At 35.7% G+C, this 13,961-nt stretch carries 13 protein-coding genes; 3 read left to right on the plus strand and 10 right to left on the minus strand.

Annotation, left to right across the window (positions count from 1 at the left end; translation table 11 throughout):
* Positions 1-119 precede the first annotated feature (119 nt).
* From AC806_RS06680 to AC806_RS06690, 3 genes are read right to left on the minus strand one after another with little or no spacing between them, the layout of a single operon-like run.
* A complete protein-coding gene (locus tag AC806_RS06680) occupies positions 120-1,553 on the minus strand; it encodes a 6-phospho-beta-glucosidase (RefSeq protein ID WP_069029394.1) in 1,434 nt (477 codons plus the stop codon).
* A gap of 19 nt (positions 1,554-1,572) precedes the next feature.
* The gene (locus AC806_RS06685; protein ID WP_061839949.1) at positions 1,573-1,941 is read right to left on the minus strand and encodes an HAD hydrolase family protein; all 369 of its coding nucleotides are present in this window, start codon (positions 1,939-1,941) and stop codon (positions 1,573-1,575) included.
* A complete protein-coding gene (locus AC806_RS06690; RefSeq protein ID WP_061839948.1) occupies positions 1,938-2,450 on the minus strand; it encodes a histidine phosphatase family protein in 513 nt (170 codons plus the stop codon). The genes AC806_RS06685 and AC806_RS06690 overlap by 4 nt, the downstream gene beginning before the upstream one ends.
* Positions 2,451-2,643: 193 nt before the next feature.
* Here AC806_RS06690 and AC806_RS06695 point away from each other — a divergent pair, with 193 nt between their 5' ends.
* Positions 2,644-3,561, plus strand: coding sequence for a MurR/RpiR family transcriptional regulator (locus AC806_RS06695; RefSeq protein ID WP_014125077.1), 918 nt, complete (start codon positions 2,644-2,646; stop codon positions 3,559-3,561).
* Positions 3,562-3,810: 249 nt separating this feature from the next.
* Here AC806_RS06695 and AC806_RS06700 read toward each other — a convergent pair whose 3' ends face one another.
* From AC806_RS06700 to tyrS, 5 genes are all read right to left on the minus strand, one after another.
* On the minus strand, positions 3,811-4,026 hold the full coding sequence (locus AC806_RS06700; protein ID WP_068708663.1) for a YneF family protein: 216 nt from the start codon (positions 4,024-4,026) through the stop codon (positions 3,811-3,813).
* 94 nt (positions 4,027-4,120) lie between these two features.
* Positions 4,121-4,930, minus strand: a complete 810-nt coding sequence (locus AC806_RS06705; protein WP_069029395.1) for an aldo/keto reductase — start codon at positions 4,928-4,930, stop codon at positions 4,121-4,123.
* 92 nt (positions 4,931-5,022) lie between these two features.
* Complete coding sequence (locus tag AC806_RS06710) at positions 5,023-5,913, minus strand: deoxyribonuclease IV (protein ID WP_061839945.1); 891 nt, start codon at positions 5,911-5,913, stop codon at positions 5,023-5,025.
* Between the two features lie 29 nt (positions 5,914-5,942).
* Entirely contained in the window at positions 5,943-6,857 is a 915-nt protein-coding gene (locus AC806_RS06715; protein WP_061839944.1) for an AEC family transporter, read from the minus strand.
* Between the two features lie 64 nt (positions 6,858-6,921).
* Positions 6,922-8,184, minus strand: coding sequence for a tyrosine--tRNA ligase (gene tyrS / locus AC806_RS06720; RefSeq protein ID WP_069029023.1), 1,263 nt, complete (start codon positions 8,182-8,184; stop codon positions 6,922-6,924).
* Between the two features lie 160 nt (positions 8,185-8,344).
* Between tyrS and AC806_RS06725 the strand changes: the two genes are divergently transcribed.
* Positions 8,345-10,693 carry a transglycosylase domain-containing protein gene (locus AC806_RS06725; protein ID WP_399391521.1) on the plus strand — a complete coding sequence of 783 codons (2,349 nt, stop codon included), beginning with the start codon at positions 8,345-8,347 and terminating at the stop codon, positions 10,691-10,693.
* Between the two features lie 44 nt (positions 10,694-10,737).
* On the opposite strand, the gene AC806_RS06730 is transcribed toward AC806_RS06725, so the two are convergent.
* Both AC806_RS06730 and ccpA read right to left on the minus strand, forming a co-directional pair.
* A complete protein-coding gene (locus AC806_RS06730; RefSeq protein ID WP_069029025.1) occupies positions 10,738-11,301 on the minus strand; it encodes a DUF1697 domain-containing protein in 564 nt (187 codons plus the stop codon).
* Between the two features lie 239 nt (positions 11,302-11,540).
* Positions 11,541-12,542, minus strand: coding sequence for a catabolite control protein A (gene ccpA / locus AC806_RS06735; protein ID WP_069029026.1), 1,002 nt, complete (start codon positions 12,540-12,542; stop codon positions 11,541-11,543).
* Positions 12,543-12,738: 196 nt separating this feature from the next.
* On the opposite strand from ccpA, the gene AC806_RS06740 reads away from it, so the two are divergent.
* On the plus strand, positions 12,739-13,842 hold the full coding sequence (locus AC806_RS06740) for an aminopeptidase P family protein (RefSeq protein ID WP_061839939.1): 1,104 nt from the start codon (positions 12,739-12,741) through the stop codon (positions 13,840-13,842).
* Positions 13,843-13,961 lie beyond the last annotated feature (119 nt).

The raw sequence follows: 13,961 nt of genomic DNA on the forward strand, positions 1-13,961 counted from the left end.
ACAATTTTTTTCCTTCCATTAGCTTTTACTTGTTCTTAACAGATAAAGACTACATCAAATAAAAAAATTACCTCTACAAGATAACTTATAGAAGTAATTTTTTGCTTATTATTAAATTTCTAGTCGTTCGATAGATCTTCTCCGTTTGAAGCAATCACTTTTTTATACCAATCAAATGATTTTTTCTTGGAGCGAGCGAGTGTACCGTTTCCTTCATTATCTAAGTCAACATAGATAAATCCGTAACGTTTTTTCATTTCGCCACTACCAGCAGAAACCAAATCGATACAGCCCCAACTGGTATAGCCCATCAAATCAACACCATCGATTTCAACAGCGTCTTTCATCGCTTGAATATGTTTTGCCAAGTAATCAATACGATAGTCATCTTCTACATAGCCATTTTCATCTGGATGATCAATCGCACCTAAACCATTTTCTACGATAAACAACGGCTTTTGATAACGATCATAAATATCATTCATCGTAATCCGCAAGCCAAGTGGATCAATTTGCCAACCCCATTCACTTGATTCTAGGTAAGGGTTTTCCACAGAGGCAAAGATATTTCCTTGGGTTTGTTTTAATAACTCAGGATCACTTGTAGCTACACGTGAAGAGTAATAAGAAAATGAAATAAAGTCTACCGTATTTTCTTTTAACAACTCTTTATCGCCATCTTCCATTTCAATCTCAATACCACGACGTTCTAAATCCTTTAAGAAGTAAGCAGGGTATTCACCACGTGATTGAACATCAATAAAGAAATAGCTTTCTCTGTCTGTTTTACGAGATTCCCAAACATCTTCAGGACGGCAAGTATAAGGGTAATAAGATCCAGAAGCTAGCATACAACCCACTTGGTTATTGGGATCTACTTCATGTGCGATTTTTGTTGCAAGTGCACTTGATACTAGTTCATGATGAGCAGATTGATATTTTACTTGCTCTTCGTCTTCTCCTTCTTCAAAATAAAGGCCGGCTCCCATAAAAGGTGCATGCAAAATCATATTGATTTCGTTAAATGTCAACCAATACTTCACTAAGCCTTTATAACGATTGAAAATGGCACGACAAAGTCTTTCATAAAAAGTAACCATTTTACGGTTGCGCCAGCCGCCATATTCTTTAATTAAATGCATTGGACAATCAAAATGTGTAATCGTTACAAGGGGTTCAATGCCATATTTGTGACATTCATTAAATAAATCTTCATAAAATTGTAAACCTTCTTCATTAGGTTCGGTTTCATCTCCATTAGGAAAGATGCGTGTCCAAGCAATCGATAAACGATAAGTTTTAAAGCCCATTTCCCCAAATAAAGCAATGTCTTCTTTATAACGATGATACATATCAATTCCTACTTTTGCAGGGAAATGATGTTTGTCGTCAAAATCAAACATTTTCTTATGTCCGGCAATAATTTTCGCGCGATCAGGGCCATTGGGTACAACGTCAACGTTCGCTAATCCACGTCCCCCTTCATTATATCCGCCTTCACATTGATTTGCAGCAGTTGCGCCGCCCCATAAAAAGTCTTTTCTAAATCCCATTTTATTTCCTACTTTCTTTTTAATTAATAATTTGAAAATGTTCAAAAGCTTCATATAAACCGTCATCTTCGACAGATGCAGTAATATAATTAGCCATTTCTTTGATCTCTTTACCGCCATTTCCCATCGCCACACCGATTTGACAGTGTTCCAACATCTGGATATCTACCTTAGCGTCCCCAAAAGCAAGTGTATCTTCGACATTTTTTGCTAAGAAACTTAGTAACTCATCAATAGCAACAGCTTTATCGATATCTTTTAAAGTGATATCGCCAAATAAGGCCTTTTCACCACTACCGCCCCATGTGCCAACTTTTAAAGATGAAAACTTTTCTTGCGCTGCTAAATAGTCGTCATAACTCGCTAAAATAAAACTGATTTTATTCACACCCTTGCGGTAAAGGGGTTTGCCATATAGCATATCGAAAAAACAGTCGCAGATATCGCTTGTTTGGCACCAGGTTTTCCTTTATAGGCAATATATTCTTGTATTGTTTTTACACTACGACTAGCAAAATTTTCACTAGCAAATAAACCGTTATTACTTTCTAAATAAAACTCTAGCCCACGACTTTTTAGCCAGCCGACAATCTGTTGGGTATCTTCAGCGCGCAATGTTTTTTCTTTTACAACTTGGCCTTTAGATTCGATATAACTTCTATAGTTCCATTCTTTTATCCCTTTTTTACGAGTATAGGCTTGATCGGAACGAATAATTTCCATTGTATCGCAAGCTCTTTCTTGGGTTGAAGCATATGCCGCAGCAAAATTTATTTCTTTTTGTGCAAAATAGTCTTCTGCCTGTTTAGCTTGCTGTTTACCTAAATCAGTTAAAGGAGAATCACAAGCGCCTTGGACCCTTTTTAACTGGTTGAATAGTGTCTGACCATGATGCATAAGATAAAGTTTTTTGCCTCATTTTCCACCTTCTTTCTCAATTTATTTACAAGACTATTATCTATATTAGCATCTCCTTTAGCAAGAAAATATTGAATCTTCAATTATTGTTTACAGATAAAATAAAAGTATCGACAAAATTTGTAAATATCGTTTACAATATATATCAAAACTATGTAAATGGGGTGGTTCTGTGTTATTAACAGAAAAGATCGAAGAAGTTTCTTTTTCTCCAGCAGAAAGAGAAGTTGTTCGTTATATTCTTACAGACTATACAAGAATTGAAAATGCTACAGTAAAAGAGCTTGCCGAAAAAAATTACGTGCATCCCTCAACTTTGATTCGGATTGCTAAAAAAATGGGCTTTCACGGTTGGAACGATTTCAAAGACGCTTTTTTAAAAGAACAAGACTATTTACACAATCATTTTGTACAAACAGACGCTAACCTACCCTTTGCGGAAAATGATAGTATTTTAACAATCGCGCAAAAGATTGCTTCTTTAGAACAAGAAACGATTTCTGACACACTTTCTTTACTTGAACATCAGCAGCTGCAAAAAGCTACCGAACTATTATATCAGTCAAAACAAATTAAAATTTTTACTTCGAACGCGAATCTTCTGATTTCACAAGATTTTGCCTTAAAAATGCGTCGAATTAAAAAGCAAACAAGCGCGGCCGAAACAATTGGCGAGCATGTCTATGAAGCTTATAGTACAGACGAAAATACGTGCGTCCTAATGATTTCGTATACTGGCGAAAACGAGATGCTTAAACGAATTTTGCCTATTTTAAAACAACAAGGAGCAACAATTATTGTTTTAACAGGGATTGGTGATAATACTTTGGCAAAACTTTCTGATTGCCATTTGCGTTTAGCTACACGTGAAAAACTTTATTCAAAGATTGGTAGTTATACCACCAGCACTTCAATTTCTTATTTATTAGATATTTTATACAGTACGGTTTTTGCTAAAAATTATCAGAAAAATATGGCGCATTTAATCGCTATTGGAGAAGAGTACGATAATCGCACTAGCACTTCACCAGTCATGCATGAAAGTAACCCTCCGAAAATTCAAGTGACTGATGCAATTATTCCAAATTAACTTTTTAAAAAATCTAGAACTTCTAAGAAAGACTTGCTCTAGATTTTTTAAATTTTAGACCTATGTCATGTTTTCAACTCTAGTTTTTTTGTTTTCTTAACCTACTTATTGATTTCAGCTTTAGTTTTCCTGATTTCTTAACCTACTTTGCTTATCCAACTCTAGTTTTTTTAATTTCTTGACCTACTCTTGACTTGTAGCTCTAATTTTCCATGAAAAAAGGCGAATCCTTTACGATCCGCCTTTTCTTTATTTTTGATTTTTCATCTGTTGCATCATTTGACGGATTTTCTTTTCAGAAGGCTTTTGCCCCATTGACATCATCATTGTGCGCAACATATCTTCGTTGATTGGTGGATTTTTTTTCATATAATCTTCCATATATTTACGTGCTAAAAAGAAACCGCCGATAGCTCCAACAACTAAAGCGATCACTGCAATTAAAATGACATAACCAGTTGACATTTCACACTCTCCTTTCCTCTAGACTGTCCATGAAGTATTTTACTAGAAACATCCGGAAAAGAAAAGCTCGAAACAACTCTTTTTATCAATTGATTTATAACTTATCCAGTTGATCTATATCTTCTTTTTCCAAAACAAAGTCTAGCTGTGCATTTTCTAAGATATATTCTTCGTGCACTGACTTAGGCAATGGTAATATATCTTTTTCTAACAAATAACGAAGAGCAATTTGCGGAATAGATTTTTCATATTTTTCCGCTATCTTTTGGATTTGCTTGTCGTCTAATATGCCACCAGTTGCTAAAGGCGAATATCCTTCTACCAGGATCGAACGCTGCTGACAAAAATCAATTGTGCCCGTACTCAAATTACCGATATAACATTTGATCTGGTTGACCATTGGCGCTACTTTAGCATTTTCGATAATATTTTTTAAATCTTCAATATTAAAATTTGAGACACCGATAGCTCTTGCTTTTCCATCTCGAAAAGCGTCTTCTAATGCCTTCCACACTTGAACATTTTTCTTATCATCGTTTTCATGAGGCTCGCCGATTCGACGCCAAGGTCTAGGCGCATGAATAAGCAATAAATCTACATGATCTAAGGATAAGCGCCGTAAGGATTCATTAATATTTTCCATCGCTTTTTCATAAGTATCGGTTTCTGCTGGAACTTTCGTTGTGACAAAAATTTCATCTCGTGACACAGGAACATCTTTGATTGCCTGACCTACATCTGATTCATTGCCATAAACGTATGCCGTATCTACATGCTTATAACCATTATCTAGTGCATACTTAGTGGCGCGATAAGCATCTTCTGGAGAGCTTTGCCAAGTACCAAAACCAACCTTAGGTATTTCTACCCCATTTACTAGTTGAAACGTTTCATCTAAAATCATTTTCATCCCTGCCTTTCTAATTTTATTATACAAAAAAACAATAGCATATACAAAAAAAGCAGAATCATCAATAGACTCTGCTTTTTATAAAATTATTGTTGCTTTATTTTTTCCAGTAAATCTGGATCAAATTCACCATTATAAAGCATGGCAATTTCAAAACCATAAGGCGATTTTTTATTCTTCTTGTCTTCGCCTACCCAAGGAGTTTCCAAAATCTTAGGTAAATTTTTCAATTTATCATGATGTGCCACTTGTTTTAAAGCATCAAAGCCAATTTTTCCAAAGCCAATGTTTTCATGCCGATCTTTATGTGAACCTGGTTCATTTTTTGAATCATTAATATGAACCACTTGCAAACGGTCTAAACCAATCACTTTGTCAAACTCTTCTAATACGCCATCAAAATCATCCCGAATATTATATCCAGCATCACTGGCGTGACAAGTATCAAGAGTGACAGAAAGCTTATCATTTAAGGTCACACCATCAATAATACTTGCAAGTTCTTCAAAAGAACGACCAATTTCTGTCCCTTTGCCAGCCATGGTTTCTAATGCTATTTGTGCTTTTTGATTTTTGTCCAAGGCTTCATTTAAACCTTTGACAATTTGATCAATCCCCGCCTTTGCACCTGCGCCTACATGAGAGCCGGGGTGCAAAGTGATTTGGTTAGCCCCTAATGCTTCTGCCCGTTGAATTTCATCTTGCATAAATTCAATAGCAAACTCAAACATCTCTGGTTTATTCGTATTGCCCAAATTAACAATGTAAGGCGCATGAACGACAATATTAGACAGTCCATGCGCTTTCATATAATCTTTGCCTTCATCAATGCGCATGTCTTCAATCGCTTTTCTGCGCGTATTTTGAGGTGCGCCTGTATAAATCATAAAAGTGGTTGCATCATAGCTTGCTGCTTCTTCAGCCGAACCTAATAACATTTTTTTGCCTTTCATAGAAACATGAGAACCTATTAACATACTTTTCCTCCTTATTTTGTTTCTCTTTTTTAAACAGTTGGGCCTAATAACAATAATAACAGTGTCATTAAAGGCAAACTTATTAAGAAACTAATCGACGAAGCAACGCCTACGCTTTCTTCTTTGACACCAGCTATTACAGAGTTTACCACGCCAAACAAAGGCACAGGTGTTACACAAAGTAAACACAATATCATTTTAGCAAGAGGCTCAATGGGCAACAAGTAAAACAAACCAACAAATACCAATCCCATAACATAACGTAATGTTAATAACTGAAACACTATATGACGGTCTTGACGTGGCAAGCGTAGTTCTAAGTAAAGTCCAATCATAAACATGGACAAGAAAACATTAGCATCTGCCACAGGTTCTAGAACCGTTAAAAAAGCTGTTGGTAAATCAAAAGAAATTAACCGTAAAACTAACATCACTACATAACAAGTAAATGGTATGAAAGAAAATAATTGACGTAAGACACTTTTAAACGTTACCCCTGTATTTTGACCTGTTAAGCGATCACTAAGTACCTTTGTTCCTCCAGAAAGCATAATACTATTTCCTGTATCAAACATAGAAATTAAAGGCACCCCTGAAGGTAAAAAGCCCTGTACAAAAGGTAAGGTGAAATTTCCAATATTAAAACCAGTCGCACAGTAAATAAAAAACTGCTGATCAGTGTTAGATTTTCTTTTGGTTACAAAATAACTAATAAAAATTTGCAGAATCGACCAGAAGAAACCAATCAAGACGAACAACAATAAATTACTTTCAATTGCTAAATTGGCCAAGTTAATAATAACGACCGCAGGTAAAGTCACATTCATGATGATAATAGACAAACTGGAACCGTCTGCTTTATGTAAAAAACCAATTCGCTTTAAAAAATAAGCTAATACAATAATGAGAAATAAGCCCACAGCTCGTATAATAATTGTTCCCATAAAAAACTTCCTTTTGAAATAATGAGATCACAAGAAAACGAGTCTCTTATGATTTTCTCTTCTTTTAAAAACGTAATAGAAAATATCTTTTTTTACCGCGACGGATAACAGTGGTCTTTCCACCTAATTTGTCTGAAGCTTGAATTTCATAGCTTGTATCTTGAATGCGATCACCATTCAAATAAATCGCGCCATTATTGATATCTTCTCTTGCTTGTCGCTTGGAAGAATCAATACCCGCCGCAATTAATATCTCGACTAAATTCAAAGAATCGTCAGAATCTACTTCATAAGCGGGCACTCCGCCAAAAGCCTGATCTAGTTCTTCGGTATTTAGTTCTTTTATGGAACCACTAAATAATGCTTCCGAAATTCGTTTGGCTTGTTCATACCCTTTTTTACCATGAACTAAAGTCGTCACATCTTTAGCTAACGCTTTTTGTGCAACTCTTGTTTCCGGCGCTTGCTGAAATTCTTCTTCAATTTGTGCAATTTCATCTAAACTAAAGAAAGTAAAATATTTCAAAAATCGTACCGCATCACGGTCATCTGTATTCAACCAGAATTGATAAAATTCATACGGGCTGGTTTTATTTGCATCTAACCAAATCGCATTCCCTTCTGTTTTACCAAATTTTTTGCCATCGGCTTTAGTAATCAAAGGCATCGTAAGACCAAAACCTTGGACGCCTTCTTCGCGGTGCAATAATTCAATACCAGAAGTAATATTGCCCCATTGATCACTGCCCCCCAATTGCAAAAGACAGCTGTATTTTTGGTACAACTTTAAAAAGTCATAAGCTTGTAATAATTGATAAGCAAATTCAGTGTAAGAAATGCCCGAATCAATGCGACGCTTTACACTTTCTTTACTCATCATATAATTAATTGTAAAGTTTTTTCCAATATCTCTTAAAAAATCAATTAAGGTCATTTCACCTAACCAATCATAGTTATTGGCTACAATCGCTGGATTTTTTTCATTATTAAAATCAATAAATTGAGATAATTGTTGCTTAACGTTGTTCGACCAGTCTTGTACCGTTTCTAGGGGATTTAATTGTCTTTCTTGGTCTTTAAATGAAGGATCCCCGATCATCCCTGTTCCTCCACCCACAAGTGCGATAGGTGTATGGCCGTTTTGTTGAAAACGTCGAAGCATTAAGATAGGTAATAAATGTCCGATATGTAGACTATCTGCCGTTGGGTCAAAACCTACGTACAGTTTTACAGACTCTTTATTTAATTGTTCTTCTAGTGCTCTTTCATCTGTTGTTTGATGAACCAAGCCACGTTGTTTTAGTTCCTGAAAAAAGTTTGAATGCATGGCTTTTCCTCCTTGTAAAATAGTTTCATTTGTAATGATAACTGAAAAATCTTTTAAAAGAAAGCTTTAGTTTTGTTTTTAATTAAAATAGTCTAACTATTCAAGTGAACGATTTTTTGCTATAATCAGGCAGAAGTAAAAATATAACGAGGTGACGAATTTGTCGCAGCAGGGAAAAAATAGCAAAAAAGCAAAACAAACAAAGCAACAGAAAAATTCTGGATGGTTTTATTTTCATATTGTTATACGAGTGATCCAATCTCTACTATTAGTAGTGGTTAGTCTTTTTATCTTATTTGGCGCGCTTGGCGCAGGTATGGGGGCAGGTTATTTTGCTTATCTAGTTGAAGATACCAAAGCACCTACTAAAGAAGAATTAGAAGGCGATTTAGAAAATGTTGACGAAACTTCACATTTAGCTTATGCGGATGGGAGTAATATTTCAGCAATTGATACTGACATCAAGCGTAATAGTGTAAGTTCTGATGAAATGTCGGATTTACTAAAAGATGCTGTTGTAGCTACAGAGGATGAAGACTTCTATCAGCATCAAGGGTTTGTTCCAAAAGCTGTTCTTCGAGCACTTGTCTCTGAAGTAACTGGTATTGGATCAAGTGGTGGTTCAACTTTAACTCAACAAATTGTCAAACAACAAATTTTATCTGATGAAGTTACCTTTGAACGTAAGGCCAATGAAATCTTATTAGCCACTCAAGTCGAAAGAAATTTTTCTAAAGATGAAATTGTGGAAATGTATTTAAACGTCTCACCTTTTGGGCGGAATAATAAAGGAGAAAATATCGCAGGCGTGCAAGAAGCCGCTGAAGGAATTTTTGGAGAAAATGCCGATGAACTAAGTTTACCGCAGGCAGCATTTATTGCCGGTTTACCACAAAGTCCAATTGCGTACAGTCCGTATACAAATACGGGTGAGTTACAAGAAGACTTAGAACCTGGACTAGATCGAAAAGACTATGTCTTGTTTAGTATGTACCGCAATCACGATATTTCAAAACAAGAGTATGAAGAAGCCAGGGATTATGATTTAACAGCGGATTTTCAAGGGCAAGAAAGTTCGGATAACAATAACGAGCGCAACTTTCTATATAATACTGTGATGAATGAAGCATTGGAAATTGTCGCTCAACAGCTAGCTGATGAAGATAACATCAGTAGTGAAGAATTTGCTGAAGAAGAAACTTATCAAAACTATATTCAAGAAGCCCAACAAAAATTGGCAAACGGCGGTTATACTGTTAACACCACCATCGATCAGGACATTTATAACGCCATGCAAGATACAGCTGAAAATTATGGCTACTTATTAGATAATAATAATCAAGTTGAAGTAGGAAATGTCTATATGGATAATGAAACGGGTAAAATTCTTGGCTTTGTAGGTGGAAGAAATTACGAAGATAATCAATTTAACCACGCCTTTAATTCTACTCGACAAGCAGGTTCTGCTATTAAACCAGCATTGGTTTACGGACCAGCAATTGATCAAGGTTTGATTGGAACAGAATCTCGTGTTTCTGATTATCCAACCAAATGGAGACAAGGAGAAAATAAAGGCGATCCAATCGTTAATGCAACAAATAAAGGAACGAAAACATTCCAAACAGTTCGCGAATCTCTTGAACATTCAAGTAATATCGCTAGTTATCACATTTATCGAGACATTTTAGATGAAGAGGACGATACTTCTTTTGTTTATGATAATTATTTGAAAAAAATGAACTATCCTGATACAGATTCTTGGACCTATGAGTCTGCTTCATCAGGTGTAACTGAAGTAACTACCTTACAACAAACCAATGGATTTCAAGCTTTAGCAAACGATGGTGTTTACCAGGAAGGTTATCTGATTGACTCCATTACCGATTCCAGCGGAGATGCTTTATACAAACATAAAGAAAACCCTGAACGTGTTTATTCAAAACAAGCAGCTTCGATCATGAATGATTTAATGCGTGGTGTCATAGATTCTGGACATACGACCGAATTTAAATCAGACGTTAGTAACTTAAATTACAGTCTAGCCAACGCTGACTGGGTGGGTAAAACAGGAACGACCGATGACTATAAAGACTCATGGTTAGTTGTTTCCACACCAAAAGCTACTTTAAGCAGTTGGTCAGGACGTGAAGACAACCAGGGCACAGATCGTGACGCTAGCAAACGCACTGCCCAATATATGTCTTATCTAGCTAATTCGATCTATCAAGCAAACCCAGATAGCCTAGGAGCTGATGAAGACTTTGAATTAGACGATGATGTCAAAGAAGAAGAAGTTTCTGAATTTACTGGTACAAAGGTAGACGATAATGATACCGTCGAAGTAGACGGTTCAAGAATGAGCGTCCCTAGCGATACAACAGATTCCTACTGGGCAAAAGGAACACCACCAGGACCAAGCTTTAAATTTGGTATAGGTGGCAGTGACAACAACTATGAAGACTATTGGAAAAACGGACCTGAAGATAACAACAGTGATAATGATGATTAACAAAAAGCCAAGGAAGCGACTGCTCTCCTTGGCTTTTTTATATCCTACAAAGTATTTAACAACTCATTCATTTTCATTGTAGTTCTCCAATTACGCATAGTAATCGATTGATAAATCGGTTTTTTTATTATGCGAGATAAAGCACTTTTAGTATAATCAGGATGCTTAGGCCCCGACCTACGATAGTATACTGCATAACTACCTTGCCAAACTCTATCAATCTCTTCACGAATTGCCACTTCTTTCATTACTTCATCTGAAGTAACGCCTATCAAAAACATAACTTCATAGCGATAATCAATTTCAGCAGTGTTATCACCAAACGTTTTAGGCGCCTCTTCTATAATTTTTTGATACAAGGAATGCTCTAAAGCTAACACTCTAACCAATTTACTATCTAACTCAAAGTTTTGAACAAGTAAACTTTCTAACTGACTAGTAATTTCGGTGCAAGATAATGACGATTGCAGAACTATATTTCCACTTTGTATATAAGTCTTCACCTGATTAAAACCTGTAGCATCCAAAACCAAACGCAAATCAGCCATCTTGATTTTATTCTTTCCTCCGACATTGATGCCTCGAAGATAAATCACGTAATTGTTCATTGCTTTATACTATCCCCCTTCTTCTGGGATAAAAAAACAAGCAACATCAACATAATCTTATACTTACTTTACAGCTTTAGTTATTAAAAAGTTGACAGACAAAAAGCTTTCTTTTCCCAAATTATAACCTTTCCTTTGTTGAATAAGCAATTTATTAGACCCTAATCTTTAATGAAATAATTTTGTTAAAAAAACGCCTCAAAGCTGAGACGTTTTTCAATATGTTTTTATTTTACAATTTATTTGGTTGAACCTTTTTCCATAATGCTTGATGGTAGAACAATAGTTCTTTGTTCGATTTCTTCTTTGTTCATCAATTTTGTTAGCAATCTGGTTGCTACCGCACCGATGTCATATAGTGGTTGCGTAACACTTGAAAGACGAGGACGAGTGACATCAGTCAAAAGCGTATTATTGCTAGTAATAATTTCAAAGTCTTCTGGAACTTTTACGCCTGCGTCATATAAGCCATCCAAAACGCCAATAGCTAATTCATCGTCAGTAATATAAGCTGCTGTTGCGCCACTATTCAAAATACGATCTACTAAAGCTAAACCTTCTTTAAATTCATAAGGAGCTTCAAAAATCATACCTTCGTTATATTCTAAATTGTTTTCTTTTAATCCTTCTTTATAGCCAGTCAAACGGTTTTGTCCATTAATAGCATCAATAAGCGCACCACTTACAAAAGCAATTTTTTCATGTCCATTTTTAGCTAATAAAGAAACAGCTTCTTCTGTAGCTTTAGTATAATCAATATTAACGCTACCTACTTGTTCATCTGGATCAATTGAACCAGCTAAAACTACGGGTGTTTTTGAACGGGAAAATTCTCCGCGAACTTCTTCTGTAATTCGGTGACCCATAAAGATAATACCGTCAACTTGCTTAGCTAACAGATTGTTTAAAACTTGTACTTCTTTATTACTATCCCCATCAGAATTTGCTAAAATAATATTATATTTATACATCGTAGCTATATCATCAATCCCGCGTGCTAACGAAGAAAAGAACATATTGCTGACATCAGGAATAATAACACCGATCGTAGTTGTTTTTTTGCTAGCTAAACCACGAGCGACAGCATTTGGACGATAATCAAGACGGTCGATCACATCTAAAACTTTCTTACGTGTCGCAGGTTTCACATTCGGGTTGCCATTAACAACACGCGATACCGTTGCCATTGAAACATTGGCTTCACGCGCAACGTCATAAATCGTAATTGTCTGTTTTTCCATTTTCAAAACTCCTTGTTCATTTTATTTTCTGAAAACAGTATTTTCATTTCTTTTCTAGAATAGCAAATTTTAAAAAAAGGTGCAACCGTTTTACATTTTTTTCATGAAAATGCTTTTTTCTTAAGTAAATTTTAGAAATTATATCCAAAGAATGCTAAAATGAATGTTAGTTAAGTTAGTAGAAAGAAGGATACTTATGAATGATAAAAAAATAAACGAATTAACTGACTGGATGAAAAAGAATGGAACAGATCTTGTTTATATTACAAATCCTAATACTGTTTCCTACTTTACCGGTTTTACAAGTGACCCACACGAAAGGATTTTAGCGTTATTTTTCTCTGCCGATAAAGATCCTTTTTTATTTACCCCGGCTTTAGACGCACAAGCTGCAAAAGAAAGCTCCTGGCAATATGATGTTATTGGCTATCAAGATGCTCAAGATCCTTGGAAAATGATTGCTTCTGAGATTCATAATCGTTATGGTACGCCAGGAGACATTACCATTGAAAAGTCTTCTTTAAGTTTAGATCATTTTGAAGCTTTTGCTGCTTATTTTCCCAAAACAAACTTTTCTAAAAACTTAACGCCGGTCATTGAACAAATGCAATTACGCAAAACGCCTGCAGAAATTGATAAGTTAGTCGAAGCTGGTTCTTGGGCGGATGTTGCTTTTGAGATTGGTTTTTCCGCAATTAAAGAAGGAGCCACAGAAGCCGAAATTATCGCTGAAATTGAATATCAATTAAAACGCAAAGGTGTAGCGAAAATGTCATTTGACACAGAAGTTTTAGCCGGAGCTAAAGCGGCTAATCCTCATGGCACGCCTGGTGACGATCCAGTCCAAAAGAATCATTTTGTTTTATTTGATTTAGGTGTTCTTTGGAAAGATTATTGTAGTGATGCGACAAGAACTGTGGCATTTAAAGAACCTACTGCTTTTCAACGTAAAATTTATGATATCGTACTAGAAGCGCAACTTGCTGCACAAGAAGCAGTTAAACCTGGTATTAAAGCTAGTGAGTTAGATAGAATTGCGCGTGAGGTCATTGAAAATTATGGCTATGGTGAAGCATTTAATCATCGCTTAGGCCACGGTATTGGTACAACAATTCATGAATACCCTTCGCTAGTTGCCGGTAATGACCTTGTCTTAGAAGAAGGCATGTGTTTTTCTATTGAACCAGGCATCTATTTGCCAAACGAAGTTGGCGTACGTATAGAAGATTGTGTTTACGTCACTAAAGAAGGCTGTCAGCCATTTACTAAAACCAACAAAGAGTTACAAATTATTGAATAAATGATGGAAAATCACCTGCTTTGCTTAACATGGCAGGTGATTTTTGTTTGTATAACGTTTGACTTCTTTTTTATCACCATTATTTATAGATATTGGAGCCAACTAGAGCAAGTTACCTC

Origin of the sequence: Tetragenococcus halophilus (assembly GCF_001712815.1) — a bacterium.
Taxonomy (GTDB): domain Bacteria; phylum Bacillota; class Bacilli; order Lactobacillales; family Enterococcaceae; genus Tetragenococcus; species Tetragenococcus halophilus.

Coding starts and splice junctions, on each gene's coding strand:
- AC806_RS06680 (WP_069029394.1), bottom strand. CDS start 1,553: ATGGGATTTAGAAAAGACTTTTTATGGGGCGGCGCAACTGCTGCAAAT.
- AC806_RS06690 (WP_061839948.1), bottom strand. CDS start 2,450: ATGCATCATGGTCAGACACTATTCAACCAGTTAAAAAGGGTCCAAGGC.
- AC806_RS06700 (WP_068708663.1), bottom strand. CDS start 4,026: ATGTCAACTGGTTATGTCATTTTAATTGCAGTGATCGCTTTAGTTGTT.
- AC806_RS06705 (WP_069029395.1), bottom strand. CDS start 4,930: ATGATTTTAGATGAAACGTTTCAACTAGTAAATGGGGTAGAAATACCT.
- AC806_RS06710 (WP_061839945.1), bottom strand. CDS start 5,913: ATGTTAATAGGTTCTCATGTTTCTATGAAAGGCAAAAAAATGTTATTA.
- AC806_RS06715 (WP_061839944.1), bottom strand. CDS start 6,857: ATGGGAACAATTATTATACGAGCTGTGGGCTTATTTCTCATTATTGTA.
- tyrS (WP_069029023.1), bottom strand. CDS start 8,184: ATGCATTCAAACTTTTTTCAGGAACTAAAACAACGTGGCTTGGTTCAT.
- AC806_RS06730 (WP_069029025.1), bottom strand. CDS start 11,301: ATGAACAATTACGTGATTTATCTTCGAGGCATCAATGTCGGAGGAAAG.
- ccpA (WP_069029026.1), bottom strand. CDS start 12,542: ATGGAAAAACAGACAATTACGATTTATGACGTTGCGCGTGAAGCCAAT.
- AC806_RS06740 (WP_061839939.1), top strand. CDS start 12,739: ATGAATGATAAAAAAATAAACGAATTAACTGACTGGATGAAAAAGAAT.